This is a genomic window from Streptococcus sp. 1032 (assembly GCF_013277015.1).
GTDB lineage: Bacteria > Bacillota > Bacilli > Lactobacillales > Streptococcaceae > Streptococcus.
Map to the genome: position 1 here is coordinate 22730 of NZ_VMMD01000017.1, position 18207 is coordinate 40936.

At 41.5% G+C, this 18207-nt stretch carries 14 protein-coding genes and 1 pseudogene; 1 reads left to right on the forward strand and 14 read right to left on the reverse strand.

Translation table 11 applies throughout. From position 1 onward, the window contains the following. Positions 1-11 precede the first annotated feature (11 nt). The 11 genes from mltG to HT711_RS06400 all read right to left on the reverse strand — a co-directional run bounded on the left by mltG (position 12) and on the right by HT711_RS06400 (position 15152). Complete coding sequence (mltG, locus tag HT711_RS06350) at positions 12-1676, reverse strand: endolytic transglycosylase MltG (protein ID WP_173249874.1); 1665 nt, start codon at positions 1674-1676, stop codon at positions 12-14. 123 nt (positions 1677-1799) lie between these two features. Then, entirely contained in the window at positions 1800-2357 is a 558-nt protein-coding gene (locus HT711_RS06355; protein WP_240148990.1) for an N-acetyltransferase, read from the reverse strand. Continuing rightward, positions 2354-2815 carry a GNAT family N-acetyltransferase gene (locus HT711_RS06360; RefSeq protein ID WP_173249875.1) on the reverse strand — a complete coding sequence of 154 codons (462 nt, stop codon included), beginning with the start codon at positions 2813-2815 and terminating at the stop codon, positions 2354-2356. Before HT711_RS06360 ends, HT711_RS06355 begins: the two co-directional genes overlap by 4 nt. Before the next feature lie 9 nt (positions 2816-2824). Then, positions 2825-4159 (reverse strand): UDP-N-acetylmuramate--L-alanine ligase, encoded by a 1335-nt coding sequence (gene murC, locus HT711_RS06365; protein ID WP_173249876.1) that lies wholly within the window; start codon positions 4157-4159, stop codon positions 2825-2827. Positions 4160-4169: 10 nt separating this feature from the next. After that, a complete protein-coding gene (locus tag HT711_RS06370) occupies positions 4170-4787 on the reverse strand; it encodes a cystathionine gamma-synthase (protein WP_173234244.1) in 618 nt (205 codons plus the stop codon). A 47-nt stretch (positions 4788-4834) separates the two neighbouring features. Beyond that, complete coding sequence (locus tag HT711_RS06375) at positions 4835-7933, reverse strand: DEAD/DEAH box helicase (RefSeq protein WP_173234242.1); 3099 nt, start codon at positions 7931-7933, stop codon at positions 4835-4837. A 92-nt stretch (positions 7934-8025) separates the two neighbouring features. Further along, positions 8026-9192, reverse strand: coding sequence for a MalY/PatB family protein (locus HT711_RS06380; protein ID WP_173249877.1), 1167 nt, complete (start codon positions 9190-9192; stop codon positions 8026-8028). Between the two features lie 7 nt (positions 9193-9199). Next, complete coding sequence (locus HT711_RS06385; protein WP_173249878.1) at positions 9200-10294, reverse strand: cystathionine gamma-synthase; 1095 nt, start codon at positions 10292-10294, stop codon at positions 9200-9202. Between the two features lie 317 nt (positions 10295-10611). Next, positions 10612-11067 carry a hypothetical protein gene (locus HT711_RS06390; RefSeq protein ID WP_173249879.1) on the reverse strand — a complete coding sequence of 152 codons (456 nt, stop codon included), beginning with the start codon at positions 11065-11067 and terminating at the stop codon, positions 10612-10614. A gap of 299 nt (positions 11068-11366) precedes the next feature. Next, positions 11367-13325, reverse strand: coding sequence for a peptide ABC transporter substrate-binding protein (locus HT711_RS06395; RefSeq protein ID WP_173249880.1), 1959 nt, complete (start codon positions 13323-13325; stop codon positions 11367-11369). Between the two features lie 204 nt (positions 13326-13529). Then, positions 13530-15152, reverse strand: a complete 1623-nt coding sequence (locus tag HT711_RS06400; RefSeq protein WP_173249881.1) for a polysaccharide biosynthesis protein — start codon at positions 15150-15152, stop codon at positions 13530-13532. Positions 15153-15257: 105 nt separating this feature from the next. On the opposite strand from HT711_RS06400, the gene HT711_RS06405 reads away from it, so the two are divergent. Continuing rightward, positions 15258-16703 (forward strand): UDP-N-acetylmuramoyl-L-alanyl-D-glutamate--L-lysine ligase, encoded by a 1446-nt coding sequence (locus HT711_RS06405; RefSeq protein ID WP_173249882.1) that lies wholly within the window; start codon positions 15258-15260, stop codon positions 16701-16703. A gap of 48 nt (positions 16704-16751) precedes the next feature. On the opposite strand, the gene HT711_RS06410 is transcribed toward HT711_RS06405, so the two are convergent. The 3 genes and pseudogenes from HT711_RS06410 to HT711_RS06420 form a co-directional block, all read right to left on the reverse strand. After that, positions 16752-16943, reverse strand: coding sequence for a CsbD family protein (locus HT711_RS06410; protein WP_000051193.1), 192 nt, complete (start codon positions 16941-16943; stop codon positions 16752-16754). A gap of 99 nt (positions 16944-17042) precedes the next feature. Then, a complete protein-coding gene (locus HT711_RS06415) occupies positions 17043-17693 on the reverse strand; it encodes a DUF1803 domain-containing protein (RefSeq protein WP_164226748.1) in 651 nt (216 codons plus the stop codon). Beyond that, a pseudogene (locus tag HT711_RS06420) lies at positions 17677-18188 on the reverse strand (YiiX/YebB-like N1pC/P60 family cysteine hydrolase). Before HT711_RS06420 ends, HT711_RS06415 begins: the two are co-directional and overlap by 17 nt. Positions 18189-18207: the final 19 nt, after the last annotated feature.

Consider the following 18207-nt stretch of genomic DNA (forward strand, 5'->3'; position numbering starts at 1 on the left):
ATCACATAATTTTAGTTTGTTTGGTTTAATTTGCTGTTGACATGTTCAGCGACATTGCGGTCGTGGTCTTCTTGATTGTTAGCATAGTAGACCTTGCCTTCTGTGACATCTGCTACAAAGTAGAGGTTATCGCTCTTAGTTTGATTGATGCTTGACTCAATTGCATCCAGACTTGGACTATCGACTGGACCAGGCATGAGACCTACATTTTTATAAACATTATAAGGTGAATCAATGTTGGTATCAATCGCAACATCCTCAGCTAGGCTGATATTTTGCCCCAGTTTTCCTTGGGCATACAAGATTGCAATGTTACTTTGAAGTGGCATATCACGATTCAAACGATTGTAGAATACACCGGCAATGAGCTTACGATCTTCTGTCTTGGCACCTTCTTTTTCGACCAAGGAAGCAATGGTCAACAACTCATTGACAGTCAAGTTTTTAGATTTGATAGTACTATAGTAAGGAGATAGGTTCTTATCCATAGCAGCTAACATCTCATCAATCAAGCTCTCAACAGTTGTGCTTTCCTTGATAGAGTATGTAGCTGGGAAAAGGTATCCTTCCAAACGATAACGCGCACCGCTGTCTTTTGTAGGTAAGCTTTCAAGTAGACTCGGATATTTGGCAACTTCTTGACTGATAAACGTCTCATCTTGAACTTTTGCCAAGAAAGCATCCGCTGTCAAAGGCTCTTTGAAGTCACCTTGCAATTGACCTACCGCTTGTGCAATTTGATCAATCGTATAACCTTCTGGAATTGTCAAAGTCGCAAGGACAGGTTCTTGCGGTTCATCTGTTCCACCTTTTTGCAACTCTTTGAGTAAGTCTTCTGTACTCATACTCTTTTGCAAATTGTAGTAACCTGCTTTCAAGTCGGTATAATTTTTATACTTGGCATAAAAGCTAAAAATCAGACCATGCTTCACCAAACCAGCTTTTTCAAGCGTCGTACCGATTTCTTGAACGTTTGAACCGTCAGGAATTTGAACCGTCACATATTTCTTAGAATTAGCATCAATAGGTAACAAAGAATCTAGCACGTACTGGTAACCAAAGTAACCACCTGCTGAGAGCAAGGCAAGGAATACAAGGAATGAAATCACAAAGGCTTTCACATGTGACTTCTTCTCTTTCTTAGGCTTAACGGGTTTTGCTCCTTCTCTACGGCTACGACGTGGTGTATCGCTGATGATATCCACTGTTTCTGTAGCAGGCGTAGGTGTTTCTGGACCTGCTTGTTCTGCTTTTTTCTCTGCCGTCTTATAGGAAACAGCTACCCTTGTTGGGGTTTCATTGTATTCTCTTTCAAATTTCTTAGGTCTAACAGGACCTGGACCTGGTCTTGATCCACTTTCTTCCGCTGGAGAAGAAGGTACATCTTGACTTGGATGACTTGGAACACCAGGAGTTTCTCTTTGAATCTCATCTGCTGGAGAAGCTGGTACATCTTGACTTGGGTGAGTAGGCACGGTAGGAGCTTTTCTCATAATCTCCTCTACCGTTGACAAGGAATCAGCCATGAGTTCTTCAGCTGAAGGTTCATTTGCAGGAGTGCGAACTACTGCCTTATCTTCTCTCAGAACTTCATCATAGCCTTTTACTTTTTCTAAATCTCTCAGAATCTGCTCTTTAAAGCTTAATTTCTCTTCTTCTCTTGACTTTTCACTCAAAAGTTTTTCCTCCTTGTTGACAATCCATAATATTATATCTTAAAAGTCCAAGAAAAGCAACCTATGATACTTTTCCTAGCTTATTTTTTATACTCAATGAAAATCAAAGAGCAAACTAGGAAGCTAGCCGCAAGCTGTACTTGAGTACGGTAAGGCGACGCTGACGTGGTTTGAATTTGATTTTCGAAGAGTATTAGCTTCCCAGACCATATCATACCATGTTTCCCCTGCAAAGGTTGACTGAGACAAGCCTTCATTGACAAATCCGTGTTTTTCATAGTAGGCGATGAGATAGTCATGACAGGTTAGGTTAATACCTTCTCTCTTATCCTCAAGAGCAACTTCTTTCAAGGCTGTCAGCAATTTCTGACCCAGTCCGAGTCCCTGTGCCTCCTTGGCAATAGAAAGACAGGTCACAGAGATATAACCACCAGTCTCATGACTATAATCTTCTATCTCTTCTGTAAAAGACTGGTCTTGTAGATAGCGGTGAGGGGCAACTGGCCCTTCTATATAACCCATAATCCTTCCCTCTCTTTCTGCAACCAGAAAAGAGGTCTGAATTTCTCGCAAATGTGCCTCAAAAACAGAGCGAGGAATGGCTTCTTCAATCGAGAAATTTTCTAGTTCAATCTCAACGATACGATCCAAATCTTCTAATCTTGCTTGTCTGATCTTCATTGTGCCTCCAGATAAAAGGGATTAAACCAAATCATACTAAAACCCTGGCTAGTTGCATAAAGGGAAGTTTCTTCATCGATAAAACCGTTCATTTCAAAGTAGGAAAGCAGCTCAGAAGGACTCTCCAAACGAATCCCTTTGTAATCCAGCTCAACTGCCACCTCTTTCAAAGCAGCAAGAAGAAGCGTTCCCAAGCCCTGTCTCTGATGGTCAGCCTCAATGACTAAAGAATGCACTTTTAGACATTGCGGATTGTCTGACTGGGGACTTGATAAAATATAGCCTAAAAGTTGGTTTTCATCCCTAGCTAGAAGAAAGGTATCCGCACACTTACGGATACTTTCTTCTAAAATATGGGAAGGTTGCTGCTTGTCAGCTGGAAAAGATGATGCCTGAAGTGCCTCTATCTCAGGCAAATCAGACTGATTTGCCTGAATAATCTTAATTGGAATTTCCATGAGAACTTCCTATTGAACATTGCTTGTCAAATTAGACAAGAGACGCTCGAATGAATACTCATAGGTTTGGATGTCTCCTGCTCCCATAAAGACATAGACAGCATTGTCATGGTCAAGGAGTGGTGAAACATTTTCAACAGCGATCACTTGGTGTTTTTTGTTGATTTTTTGGGCTAGGTCTTCTACCTTAACGTCACCATGATCTACTTCACGAGCTGACCCATAAATTTGCGCTAGGTAAACAGCATCTGCTTGGTTCAAAGCGTGAGCAAATTCGTCCAACAAGGCAATGGTTCTTGTAAAGGTATGGGGTTGGAAGACTGCTACAATTTCCTTGCTTGGGTATTTCTGACGAGCTGCATCCAAGGTCGCAATAATTTCTGTTGGATGGTGGGCAAAGTCATCGATAATCACTGTGTCATTGACAATTTTCTCAGTGAAACGACGCTTAACACCGGCAAATGTTTTCAAGTGCTCACGCACCAAGTTCAAATCAAATCCTGCTGTGTAAAGAAGACCAATAACGGCTGTCGCATTCATGATATTGTGACGACCAAAGGTTGGAATGTGGAATTGCCCCAAGTCTTGTCCACGGAAGTGAACTGTGAAGGTTGAACCAGTTGTCGAACGAAGAAGCTCACTAGCTACAAAGTCATTACCTTCTGCTTCAAAACCATAATAATAAATTGGTGCATCAGACGTAATTTTACGCAATTCTGCATCTTCACCATAGACAAAAAGACCCTTGGTAATTTGTTTAGCATAGTCGTTAAAAGCGTTGAAAACATCCTCGAGACTTGTGAAATAGTCTGGATGGTCAAAGTCAATGTTGGTGATAATAGAGTATTCTGGATGGTAAGGCATAAAGTGGCGTTCATATTCGTCAGATTCAAAGACAAAATATTTGGCATTGGCCGAACCACGACCTGTCCCATCCCCAATCAAGAAGCTAGTGTCTGTGATGTGAGACAAGACATGAGACAACATGCCTGTCGTTGAAGTTTTTCCATGCGCTCCTGCTACTCCCATGCTAACAAAGTCACGCATAAAGCTACCTAGAAATTCATGGTAACGTTTGTAGCTGATACCATTTTGGTCCGCATAGGCGATTTCGACGTTGTTATCTGGACGAAAGGCATTTCCAGCGATAATTTCCATATCACCGTCTAGGTTCTTTTCATCAAAAGGAAGAATGGTAATTCCTGCCTGCTCAAGACCGCGTTGAGTAAAGTAGTACTTTTCAACATCTGATCCCTGTACCTTATGACCCATTTGGTGCAACATCAAGGCCAAGGCACTCATCCCTGATCCCTTAATTCCGATAAAATGATATGTCTTTGACATGTTTCCTCCCCTATTCTGTAATTCTGGTCAGATTCAACTCTTGGGCAACCCGACGTTCTTGTTCTGTTTGTTTACTTTTTTTATTGTAGATTTGGCTCTTCTTTAGAAAATCATAGTTGTTTTTCTTTGGAGCAGGTGCTGCCACTTCTTCATTCTTGGTAGGGATAGAATGAACTTCTTCCGCCAAGATGTACTGAGACTGGGTCAATTTTTGGCTATATTTGACAAATTCACCAGGTTTTTCCTTTTGGAAAGGAGCTGTCGGTTGGTTACCCTGTCTAACAAGGCCTGATTTAGAATGACGTCTCGTACGGCTGAAATCCTGAGTTAGGTAGTTAGCAGAGCGTTTCTTTTTCAAGTCTGCACGCGCTTCTTCACGCGCCACCTCCGCATAGCTCTTTCCTTCTTTTTTAACCCCTAAAGGAGCCTTTTTAGGTTTCTCTACTTGCTTTTCAATCGGTTTGACTGGCGCCTCTTCAGTAATAGGAGCCCATTCTAAATAATTTTTATCTCGATACTCACCCTTGATATTACTGATCAGATCAGACTCATCATAGAGATTCATGACTGGCATTTCAGTCAACATGACCTCGTCATCTGACACCAATGGAAATCGTTCTTGTTTCATTTTCTATTTCCTTTCAACACTTCATTATAGCGTATTGTCTTGATTTTTCAAGTGCTGGCTTCAGAAATTCCCAAAATTTCTCTAATTTCTGCTAGGGTAAGACTACCACGTGACTCTGTTCCATCCAATACTTGTGACACCAGATGTTTCTTCTGTTCTTGGAGTTCCTGAATTTTTTCTTCGATAGTTCCTTTAGTTACCAAGCGATAGACCTCAACCGTTTCTTCCTGTCCCATCCGATGGGCACGACCAATGGCTTGCGCCTCCACCGCAGGATTCCACCAAAGGTCAACCAAAATAACCGTATCAGCACCTGTCAGGTTCAGACCAACCCCACCCGCCTTGAGGGAAATCAGGAAGGCATCTCTTTCCCCTTGGTTAAAGGCTTTGGTCATGTCTTGTCTTTCCTTGGCTGGGGTTGAACCCGTAATTTTAAAGGAAGTCATGCCCAAGTCTGGCAATTCTTGTTCAATTTTCTCCAACATTCCCTTAAACTGCGAGAAAATCAAGACACGGTGTCCGCCGTCTGCCACCTGGACCAGCAGGTCTCGGAGACTATCCAGTTTGCCACTGGCTCCCTGATAATCTTCCATAAAGAGGGCAGGGGTATCACAGATTTGACGCAAGCGCATCAAACCAGACAAGATTTCCACCCGACTTCGCTGAAATTCCTGATCTGAAACTTGAGCTAGACGGTCCCGCATCTGTTGCAACTGGGCTAGGTAGATAGCCTTTTGCTGGTCTTCCAGTTCATTCTTATAAACCACTTCAATCAAGTCTGGCAATTCAGTCAGAACTTCTTCTTTCTTGCGTCGCATCACGAAAGGTTTGATAAACTGAGCCACGCGTTCAGCTGACAATTTCATAAATTCTTTCTTGCTTGGCAAAAGTCCTGGCATGACGATTTGAAAAATAGACCACAGCTCACCTAGATGGTTTTCAATCGGAGTCCCTGACAAGGCAAAGACTGACGGCACCACAAATTGTCTCAAGGTCTGGGCAATCTTGGTCTGGGCGTTCTTCATGACCTGAGCCTCATCTAAGAAAAGGAAGTCAAAGGCCATCCCCTGATAAAGCTCACTGTCCTGACGGAAGGTAGCATAGCTTGTCACAAAGATTTGATGGCTCTCAGCAAGAATCTCTTCACGACTAGCTTTCAAACCATGAACAACAGCCACATCTAACTGTGGGGCAAATTTTTGAAACTCATCTGCCCAGTTGTAAATCAAACCTGACGGAGCTAAAATCAAGACCCGACTTTCTTTTGTCACTTGACTGGTCAAAAAAGCAATGGTCTGAAGGGTTTTCCCCAAACCCATATCATCAGCCAAAATCCCACCAAAACCATAATGATGGAGCATTTGCAGCCAGGCGATTCCCTTTTCCTGATAATCTCGCAAATCGGCCTGAACCTGAGTTGCTTGTCTAGGGAAGTCCTCTGGATGCGTCAAGTCGTGAGCCAGATTCTGGAATTCTTGTGAAAAAGAAACACGGTCTCGCCCTTCAAAAAGATGAGCTAAACTGTAGGCCAAGGATTTCCGAGTCTGCAAGGAGCCATCTTTTAGTTCAAACTGCCCCAGCTCCTGTAGATTTTGACGAATTTTCTTGGTTTCTTCATCAAAAAAGTAGACTTGATTAGACGAATCAATGTAAAAATCTTGATTAGCAACCAAGGCCTGCATGGCTTGGTCAATTTCCTCTTGGGCAATATCTTGAAAATCAAACTGGATTTCCAAGAGACCTCCCTTGGAAGCAATCTGTACTTGAGGGCTTGCTAGGTTATAGAGTTCTTCTAACTTGTCTGATAAATCAACATTCCCGAGTTTTTCAAAGACTGGAATGATTTCGTGGAAAAAATGATAGACAGACTCGGCTTTTAAGGCCTGACGCCAAGATTGAAAATCTGCTTCAAAGCCAGCTACCAAACAGGCTTGGAAAACTCTTTCTTCTAAGTCAGCGTCACTCGAAAATGGCAATTCTTCTAGCTCTTGTCGGCTTGATACCTGCCTATCCCCATAATCAAACTGAATCTCTAAACGAATCCGATTATCTTCTTCCCTGTCAAAGTAAAAAGAGGGCGCAAAAGTTTTGATTTGTAACCGTTCTGGAGCTGAAACCGTCCCCATCTGGCTAAAGAACGTTAGACAGGAAGCTAACTTATCTCGGTCACTGCTATCAAATTGCAGGTGTTTTTTCCCATGTTGATCCACAGGCAGCGCTTTAATTTCCTTTAGAAGTTGCATCTGCTGGTCTGTTAGAAAATAAACCCGTCCTTTATGGAACAGCACAGCTCCCTGATAAAAGGCATTAACTCTTGGACTCTCTCTGATTTCCATTTCAAAATAATCCGAGTATTCTGTTACTGTAAAGGCAAATAGATTGGCATCAGCATGCATATCCTGAAAAAGCAGAGTCTGATAGCTATCCACTTGATGGTCAAATTGAAAATGCGGCAAGGTCATCAGTAAATTCACACCCTGCTCAAAAAAGGTCAGGGGGAAAAAGAGGTGCCGACCTTGGTTTTGGAAAAAGAGGTCTGGAGCCTGTCCTTCCTCCATTAGTCCGCGCAAGAAAGTCAGAAGTTCTTGACTAGCCTCATCAAAGGCTTCCCAAGACAAGGATTCCTCATAAGTTTTGCCAATCATATAAGACTTTCTCTGCTCGACAATCCTTAAAAAGAGTGGAATATCTCGAATGACATAGTATTTTTGGCTATTGATTTGGCCGATTCTCAGAGTCCACAAGATATGATTGGTTCCTGCTTCCACCTGCCCCACAGCCGATAATTCATAGGCTCGGTCTGATTTTGGAGACAAGATTCGATCCAAAAATTTGCCACCCAAGGTCACCTTGGTTTCAACGGCCTCTTTTTCTTCATGACCTTCTTCCAGACTCTGCAAGATTTCCTGACCACGATCATCATTTTTCAGAAAATGCTCCAGCGCTGCCAAGTGGACACAGTAGCCCCTCTTTTGGAAAAAATCGCAGGCACAAAAAACCAAATCATCCTCTAAACTATAGCGCAGTTCTTCTTCTGCCACGCGAGCATAGAGCCGATTGTTCTTTTCCTTGATGATGTCAACCTTACCAGTTTCATAAAGGGCAACGCCTTCGATACGGACTTTCCCCGGAATCAATTTAGCCATATTTTTACCTTTACCTTATCTTTTTATTATACCATATTTTCCCCTATGAAAATAGCCTTCTAAGGATACTTTTCTCCTAGAAGGCTGGATTTTTAAAGTTTAGCAAAAGTCGTCACAATTCGCTGACAAACTTCTTGCAACAGAGATTTAGGCATGGCTACATTGAGGCGGGCATGGAGACTCCCTTCCTCTCCAAAATCCAAACCACGGTTGAGGATAACCTTAGCTTCATTTCTCAACAGCTCTTGCAATCTTTCATCAGTCAGATCATAGGCTGAAAAATCAAGCCAAATCAAGTAGGTTCCTTGCGGTTTCATGACCTTGATTTTAGTCTCTTTTCCAAATAAATCTACCACATAATTGATGTGGTCTTCAAAGACTTGCTTGAGTTCCTCTAGCCAATCCTTCCCATAGCGATAGGCAGCTTCTGTCGCCAAATAGCCCAAGCCTGAAATTTCATGCTGATTATTGGTCAACTGGCGTTTCTGGAAAGCCAGTCTCAACTTAGGATTTTCAATAACTGCATAGGAATTTTTTGTCCCAGCAATATTAAAGGTTTTAGTAGCACTGCTCAAGACAATCGCAAATTCTTTAAAGTCAGGGTTGACAGTATTGAAAGACTGGTGTTTGTGACCAAAGAGGGCCAAATCTTGGTGAATCTCATCTGAAACCAAGAAAACACCATATTTTTGACAGAGTTGACCAATCTTCTCCAACACTTCTTTTTCCCAAACACGTCCACCAGGATTGTGAGGATTGCAGAGAATATAAAGTTTGACATCCTCTTCCACCAAATCCTTTTCAAGTTGGTCAAAGTCAATCTCAAACAGACCATCCTTTTCCACCAAAGAATTGGTAATCAATCTACGATTATTCAACTTGACACTGCGAGCAAAAGGTGGGTAGACAGGTGTGTTAATCAGAACTGCCTCGCCTTCTTTTGTAAAGGCTTGAATAGCTGTTGAGATAGCTGGTACCACACCCTCGATAAAGACAAGAGCCTCTTTGTCAAAGTGGTAACCGTGTTGTGTGGCTTCCCACTTTTGAACTTCCTTAATTAACTCATCACTGGCATAGGTATAGCCATAAACCAGTTGATCCGCATAAGTCTGCACGGCTTGGCGGATTTCAGGCAAGACTACAAAGTCCATATCCGCTATCCAAGCTGGTAGAACTTCACTATCCGTTTCTGTTTCTTTCCATTTATAGGTATGGTGCCCTAAACGGTTGGGCAGGCTTGTAAAATCATATTTTCCCATCTTTGTCTTATCCTTCCAAGGCTTGGTGCAAATCTGCAATCAAATCTCTAGCATCCTCAATCCCAATCGACAAACGCAAGAGGTCATCTGTCAAACCATAGGAATGGCGCACTTCTGCTGGAATATCAGCATGGGTTTGAGTCGTTGGATAAGTAATGAGACTTTCTACCCCACCCAAACTTTCCGCAAAAGAGAAGACCTTGAGACTGTTCAAAATATGTGGAATGCGCGTTTCATCGGCTACTTTAAAGGAAATCATGCCCCCACGACCAGTATAGAGAACTTCCTTAACTGCTGGAGAATCCTTCAAAAAGGCAACCACTTCTTGGGCATTAGCTGTTGAGCGCTCCATACGAAGAGACAAGGTCTTGAGACCACGAATCAATTGATAGCTGTCAAATGGTGACAAGACTGCCCCTGTCGTATTGAGATTGTAGAAAAGCTTCTCGTATAGTTCTAAACTATTGGTCACAACCACTCCAGCCAGGACATCATTGTGGCCTGCCAGATACTTGGTTGCTGAATGGAGAACGATATCTGCTCCATCTTCAATCGGACGTTGGTAGATAGGGCTGTAGAAGGTATTGTCCACCACCACTTTGGCACCCTTAGCATGAGCCAATTTTGCTAGTTTTTCGATATCAAATTCCAACATCAAGGGATTGGTTGGCGTTTCGATATAGAGAACATCCACATCCTTCTCCAACTCGACAATCAATTCTTCTTCTGTGTTGGCATAGGTAAAATGGAAACGACCTTCCTGCTCCACTTGATTGAACCAGCGGAAAGAACCTCCATAAAGGTCACGCACCGCCAAGACCTTACTTCCTACTGGAAAGACGCTAAAGGCCAGTACAATAGCTGACATTCCTGAGCTAGTCGCTAGGGCATAGTCTGCTGACTCAATAGCTGCCAAGACTTCCTCAGCCTTACTGCGAGTTGGGTTTTTGGTGCGTGTATAGTCAAATCCAGTAGATCGACCAAACTCTGGATGCTGATAGGTCGTTGAAAAATGAAGCGGTGTCACCAATGCACCTGTCGCTTCATCTGACTTAATACCCGCCTGGGCCAAAATTGTGTTAATGTGTAATTCCTTGCTCATACAATTCCTCCAAATCTATAGTAACTATTGTACCACTTATTTTCACCAACTCATTTTCTTCTTTTCAAGAGCTAGTTATAGTTTTAAACTATAGACTTATACTCTTCGAAAATATCTTCAAACCACGTCAGCGTCGCCTTGTCGTAGGTATATGTTACTGACTTCGTCAGTTTCATCTACAACCTCAAAACAGTGTTTTGAGCAGCTTGCGGCTAGCTTCCTAGTTTTCTCTTTGATTTTCATTGAGTATTAACTAGTAAAGCTAAAAAGAATCCAGAAAAGTTTCCAGATTCTTTTGTGAAAATGATTGCGAGTGCTTACTTAGACTGAAAGAAATCCTGTTGGGCTAAATAGTCATAATGGTCTTTGTTAAATTGATATTGGCCCACATGCTGACTAATCTGACCGACATCCACGGAAAAAATATAGACTTCATTTTGATAGTTCCAGTTCAACCTAACTGTATTCAAGACTGTCTGATAAGTAAAATCTTTGACTTGATTCCAAGGTATCTCTACGACTTGATTAGAATGATTTTCTATTACATCACTGATGTCCATCAAGTAAATTCCCTTAGGTGTGAATGCCAGAATCTTAGGCTTCACACTCGACTGAACATAGTAGGAACCACCTATAATGAAAAAATCAATAAAGGATTTCAACCATGTCTTTTTCTTGAAAGCCATCAGAAAATTCTTTTGCCCTTCAATGCGACAAGTTGAAAGAAATGATGCAATCTGTTTTTCTGTTGCAAACTCCATAATAGCGCCCATGATGATACCTCCATAACGATTAGTAAATAGGCAAATAAGAACTCTTCACATAAAGAAGAACTTATCATTTGTTGCATTTTATCTTACTTTTCCAGTAGACGACATCCCTCCTATAACATTACCCTAGCATGTGCATACTTCAATCAACATTGGGTAAATTTTCGAACGTAGTTTCTTATATTTATTATAGCATAAATTCAATTAACTACGAGAAAATGTGAGATTTTTCTTCCAAATTTACCATCATTCTATTAAAAAACGACAGCTTCCTTCGAAACCATCGTTTTCTTGAAAAATCCTTATTTCACATGTTTTGCCAATTCTTCTTGGGCTTTTTTATTGGATTCTTCTTTTTCTTTAAACCATTTTTCTTTGGCTTTTTCATATTCGTCTGTTGTGACTGTCTTATCTTGTACTTTAAGGTATTTATAGGATTCAACCCCTTTATTACCAGCCAATGAATAAGGTGCTGAGAAAGGAACTGTTTTTCTCAAGCTAGGCGTTCCACCTAATGAAACATTTGGAATCGCTAGAGAACTATCTATCAACCATGCTTGAATATCAGCATATTTCTCATAACGTTTGGCTGGGTCTTGCTCCTTATTAGCCTCTTCCAACATTTGAGTATAAGTGTCAAGTCCAACTGCCTTAGCCTTGTCATTGGCTTCACCAGGGTCGAGTCCAAGATTTTGTAGAACCCCACCATTCTTGACACTAAAGATATCAAGATAGGTTGATGGATCTAAGTAGTCAGGACTCCAACCACCATTGTAAAGGTCGTAGTCTTTCTGAGTAGCAGTCTGAGCAAGGTAACTTGAGTTATCATAGTCCTCTGTTGATAACTGTTGGATATCAATAACGACGTTCTCCGTACCTAAAGCTGCTTCAATAGATTGCTTCATAGAGCTTACTTCTTGAATCCCCTTCTTAGAAGCTTGGTCAACTGTCGCATCCAAATGAATAGGGAATTGAACTCCCTTAGCTTCTAGCTCTTTCTTGGCCTCAGCAAATTTAGTCTTGGCTTTCTCAGGATTGTAATAAGGGTCTTGACCATCCGCAAAGTTGATACCTTGCCATTCCTTACCATAATTGACCATCTTAGAGGCTACTACTTCACCAAAGTCTTTTCCCTTGATACTTACAAAGGTTGGAGGAACAACCAAGTTACGCAAAATCTTAGTCGCTCCGTCTTCTCCCTGAGTTTGAGCCCCATAGGCTGTACGATCATAGGCAAAGTTAATAGCTTGACGGAAGTTTTTATTAAGAACTGCTTCCTGAGTTGATTTCTTTTCAATGTCGGTCGTCTTAGAAGTAAATTTATAAGCTTGTCTATCTAGGTTAAAATTCCAGTAATAAGACGTAGCAGTCTGCATACTGTAGATGATATCATCTTTGTATTTTTCTTTAATCCCTTCAAAACTTGAACTATTTGGATAGAGACGGGCATAGCTATAGGCTCCGTCTGTAAAGTTACGAACAAGAGCATCTTGGTCACTACCATCATAGTAGGTCAATTTCACATCGTCCACAAAGACATTCTTAGCATCCCAGTAGTTAGGGTTTTTCTTGTATTCGATGACAGATTTTGAAACAAAAGCTTTCATCAAGAAAGGTCCACTGTACAAAATATTAGCAGGGTCTACCTTCCCAAAATCATCCCCTTTTGATTTCAAGAAATCTGCATTGACTGGGAAAAGAATGGTTGAGGTTGTTTTTGAGTTCCAGTAAGGTTCTGGTCGAGCCAAGGTGTATTGAACCGTTTGCTCATCAAGTGCCTTGACTCCGACAGTTGAAAAGTCGCTTGTTTTCCCAGTGATATAGTCATCCAAACCTGCAACAGAATCCTGCACTAGATACAAGGCTTCTGAATTTTTATCAGCTGCATATTGCAAACCGGTTACAAAATCCTGAGCAGTTACAGGTGCATATTCTTCTCCCTCAGAAGTAAACCACTTAGCATCCTTACGAAGTTTGTAGGTATAGGTTAAACCGTCCTTAGAAACAGTCCAATCCTCAGCCAAGGATGGAACATAGTTCCCATATTGGTCATTTTCCATAAGACCATCTACCAGGTTGGTCACAATATCATTTGTTGTTGCACGGTTTTCTGCTAGATAGTTCAAACTAGATGGATCACTTGAGTAAACATAATTGTATGTTTTTGATGCTGTGCTAGAATTTCCACAGGCACTCAATAAAACTCCTGTACCCAGGACAAGACCTGCCAAGGTTAGATATTTGCTCTTAGACTTTTTCATTTCCAGAACCTCCTGATTTAAATATTTGTTTTATTATACAACGTTTAGTTTGTTTAGTCAATGTTTTTTTCCAAAAAAATCGAAAAAGACCTTATCTTCTACTTTTAAAAGATAATTTTAGCTGTTTTGACGCTAAAAAAGGAATAAGTTTCAAGTTCTCCTAAAAGATTGTTCAACTTATTCCTTTTATTTATAAATGCTATCTTACGAAAGATTAAATTTTGCTCGCAGGCGGTCTGCTTGGGCTTTTCCAATCACCTTATCCAACAAACGGGTTCGAAGACTCATGACTCCATAAACTCCTCCTCCCATGGCACCAACAAGAGCTACATAAAAGAAGCTCCACAAACGTCCACTTGGTTGGAAGAAAAATCCTAACAGCCACTGGATGGTTCCTATTAACAGAAACATGACTAGGGTCAGCAAACTGATTAAAATGGTTCGCTTCACAATCACCTTGCGCTTAACACCCGTTACTTTACAAATATCCCGATACATCAAGACGTTAGGAATGATAAGAGCGATGGTTGTTGAAATCAAGGGACCATAACTGTGGAAAAGGGCGATGGTAGGCAGTTGCAAGACCAGCTTGGCAATAGAACCATAGATAAAATAGAGAACGGCCTTGCGGTTGCGGAACATGGCTTGAAGCATGGGGGACAAGACCATGTACAAGCCTAAAATAATAGACTGCAAAACTGCAAAGACAAATAAGCCCATAGCCAAACTGTCTGGCTTGCCATAGAAGACTGTATAAAGAGGTTCTCCTACCATAACCACTCCAACCGTTGCTGGTAGCAAGAACATAAAGAGTAGGGTGAGACTGTCCTGAACGAGACGAGAAGCTGCCTTCAAGTCCCCCTTGACATAGTTTTCTGTCAAAAGCGGCAAGCCTACACTCCCAATCGAAACCCCAACAGAAATCAAAATCATCGTGATTTTATTAGGATTGGCTGAGAAATAAGAAAACATGATAACCAAGTCCTCATTGCTGTAGTTGGTAAACCAGCTCATACTATTGATAAAGGTCAGCTGGTCCAAAATCTGGAAGAGCTGGATGGCAGACCCTGTCAAGATAAAAGGAATGGCTTCCTTAATGGTATCGATCAAAAGATGCTTGCTGTTAATCTTATCCCCTGTTTCAAGGACTCTTTTGAGTAAGCCTTCTTGAGCAAGGAAATAAATCAAAACTGCAAAACTAGCTACCATGCCGACAAAGGCAGCAAAGGTGGATTGGGTAACCGCTACTAGGTAATCTCCTGAACCAAGTTTCATAATGATAAAGGTTGCTAGGAGCATCCAGATAACACGAATGACCTGCTCAGCAATTTGGCTCATGGCATAAGGTTTGAGATTATTCATCCCTTGGAAAAATCCTCGGATAACACTCATAGACGGGAAAATCAAGACTCCCCAAGCCAAGCTTTGCATGATTGGGATCAAGTCTTTGCCCACGCCAGACAAGTCTGCTAGCCAAGGAGCAAAGAGATACAAGACTAAAGCAAAAACCAGGCCTAGTCCTGTCATAAAGCCTAAAAAGCTCCGAATCAGGGCAAAGCTATGCTCCTCTTCTCGCATGGTATTATACTTGGCAACTTGCTTGGCTACCGCAACTGGAATCCCTGCTGTTGAAACCAGCAAGAACCAAGCATAGATATTATAGCCCATGGTGAAGAGACCATTGGCCGTAGCCGCATAAGACCCCATCCAGATATACCAAGGTATAATGTAAATAGCCCCAAGCAGGCGACTGATAAAGTTACTAGCCGTTAGCCAAGCAGTCCCCCGTAACATCTGGGCCTGCTGGTGATTGTTTTCGTGCGACATAGATTCCTCATTCAATTTTGATAACTAGGAAAAACTCCTTATCTTCCATTATAAACTTTTCCTTGTTACTTGTAAATTTGCGACTTTCGGTTTACAATAGAAAGTATGATAAAAATTGAAACCGTATTAGATATATTAAAGAAAGATGGTCTCTTCCGTGAGATTATCGACCAAGGACACTACCACTACAACTACAGTCATGTCGTATTTGACACCATCTGCTATGACAGTCGCATGGCTAAAGAAAAGAGCCTCTTTTTCGTCAAGGGTGCTGCCTTTAAGAAGGAATTTCTGCTTTCAGCAATCTCTCAAGGACTCGGTTGGTATGTAGCTGAAAAGGACTATGAGGTTGGTATTCCTGCCATTATCGTGAACGACATTAAGAAAGCCATGAGTCTGATTGCTATGGAATTTTATGGAAATCCACAGGAAAAACTCAAACTCCTTGCCTTTACTGGTACTAAGGGTAAGACAACAGCAGCCTATTTCGCCTATAACATTTTATCTCAAGGGCATCGCCCTGCAATGTTGTCGACCATGAACACAACTCTAGATGGCAAGACTTTCTTTAAGTCTGCATTGACAACTCCTGAGAGTATTGACCTCTTTGATATGATGCATCAAGCTGTACAAAATAACCGGACCCACCTCATCATGGAAGTCTCCAGTCAAGCCTATCTGGTCAAACGTGTCTATGGTCTAACCTTTGATGTGGGAGTTTTCCTCAATATCAGCCCCGACCATATCGGCCCGATTGAACACCCTAGCTTTGAAGACTACTTCTACCACAAGCGTCTCTTGATGGAAAATAGCCGAGCAGTCATCGTTAACAGTGACATGGACCACTTTTCTGTCTTGAAAGAACAAGTGGCAGATCAAGACCATGATTTCTATGGTAGCCAATCAAATAATCAAATCGAGAATTCCAAAGCCTTTAGCTTTTCAGCTAGTGGGAAACTGGCTGGTGATTATGATATCCAACTGATTGGTCACTTCAACCAAGAAAATGCCGTTGCTGCTGGACTTGCTTGCCTCCGTCTCGGAGCTAGTCTTGAGGACATCAAAAAAGGAATTGCTGCAACCCGCGTTCCTGGTCGTATGGAAGTCCTCACTCAGAAAAATGGAGCCAAGGTCTTCATCGACTATGCCCACAATGGTGATAGTCTCAAAAAACTCATCAATGTGGTTGAAACTCATCAAACTGGAAAAATTGCTCTGGTTCTGGGTTCGACAGGAAACAAGGGAGAAAGTCGTCGTAAGGACTTTGCCCTCCTCCTCAATCAACACCCTGAGATTCAAGTCTTTCTGACTGCTGATGATCCCAACTATGAAGACCCAATGGCCATTGCAGATGAAATTAGTAGCTACATCAATCATCCTGTTGAAAAAATTGCGGATCGCCAAGAAGCCATTAAGGCAGCTATGGCTATCACAAATCACGAATTAGATGCAGTTATTATTGCTGGTAAGGGAGCCGATTGCTACCAAATCGTCCAAGGAAAAAAAGAAGCCTATCCTGGAGATGCCGCCGTAGCAGAAAATTATTTATAAGGATCGTAAAAAAATCAAGGGAAACGAAACCCTTGATTTTTTCTATTTTTATTTAAAAGCGTTTTTCAAACCTTCAACGGCACCTTCTACAGCACCTTTAGCGTCTTCTACAACGTCTTTTGCCTTAGCAACTGTTTTTTCAACAGCTCCTTCAAGTTCTGTCTTGCTGTCTCCAGTAACTTTACCAAAACCTTCTTTGACAGCGCCTGTTGCTTGTTCCAATTTGTTTTCAAGTGACATATGATTGTCTCCTTTAGTTTTATTCCGATATGTGTTATCGGTTACATTAGTATAAACTTATCGATAGATAAAGTCAAACAATGTGCTCAGAAAAAGCAATCACACTAAATAGAAAGTTAATCTTTCCTTATCAAAATCGACAGCCAACTCATACTTTCCATCTTCATTTTGGACAATATAGCCCAAGATGACCAAACTGTCCACAAAGATGTCACGGCGTTTCTGCATAAGCTGGTCTTTTTTGAGAAATTTCAACAAAAAAGTCGTCATGTATTTGAGAGCATACTCAGGATTAACATCCCCCAAAATGGCATAGAGTTCCTGCTGTTTTTCTGTCAAAGGATACTGATGTTTGACCTTGTAGAAATAATTAGACAGGGTCATTTTAGTGCGCGCAAAGTCCGTCTTTTCAACTAAAATAGCAGCATTGGTTTGATTTCGTAATTCCGTCTCAAAACGCTGCTCCAACAAGGCTTGATAGGTCGGACTATCTTCGCTAACAAAAATCTCTTGATCCAGTTCAAGACTATCAAGTGATTCAAGCATAGGAAGATTAAGGTAATAGCGCTTATTTTCCCGTAGAATCCAGCCTGCCTTTATATACTCTTCCATGAGTTTATCAACTGTCACTTCTGGAAATTGAGCCTTGATTTCCCGTAAAATCACATCCTCATGCTGATCCAGATAGCGGATCAGTTCTCCAAAAAATGGCTGTCTCGTCAAACGAGATGGATTAAAAATCTGAATCATGAAGATTCCTTTCTTTACATTTTAACAGAGGCGATGCTGCCAACTGACTGGGATTGGTCCCAGCTTGGTTCAGAGGAACAGGCAGACCTAGTTCTCTGTAATACTCCCTCCAAAAATCACTAATCGCCTGCTCCCCATCCCCAAATTTCATAGGTATGTTTTCAAAAATGGGGAGAATTTCTGCCATGTACTGGGAACAGTAAAAACCAGCTCCATCTGGATAGAAAGAAGCATTGTAGGGTGCTCCTAGATGTTTGCAAGCTCTTTCCTTCACCGAATGGATATCCATTTCTGGGTAAACATAGATGTCGTACAAATGATTGGGCTCAAAGAAGTCTGCTGGTTCTTGACAGACTACACCAAATTTTCCACTAGCATGGTAAATCATCCCATCCAAATAAATGGCAACATGGTTATAGTTGCCTGTGGAAGTCTGGATGGCCTGTCCCATATCTGACTCATCTCTCACAAAATCAAATCACCATTTTCTAACATACTTCACTCCTAGAAAAAA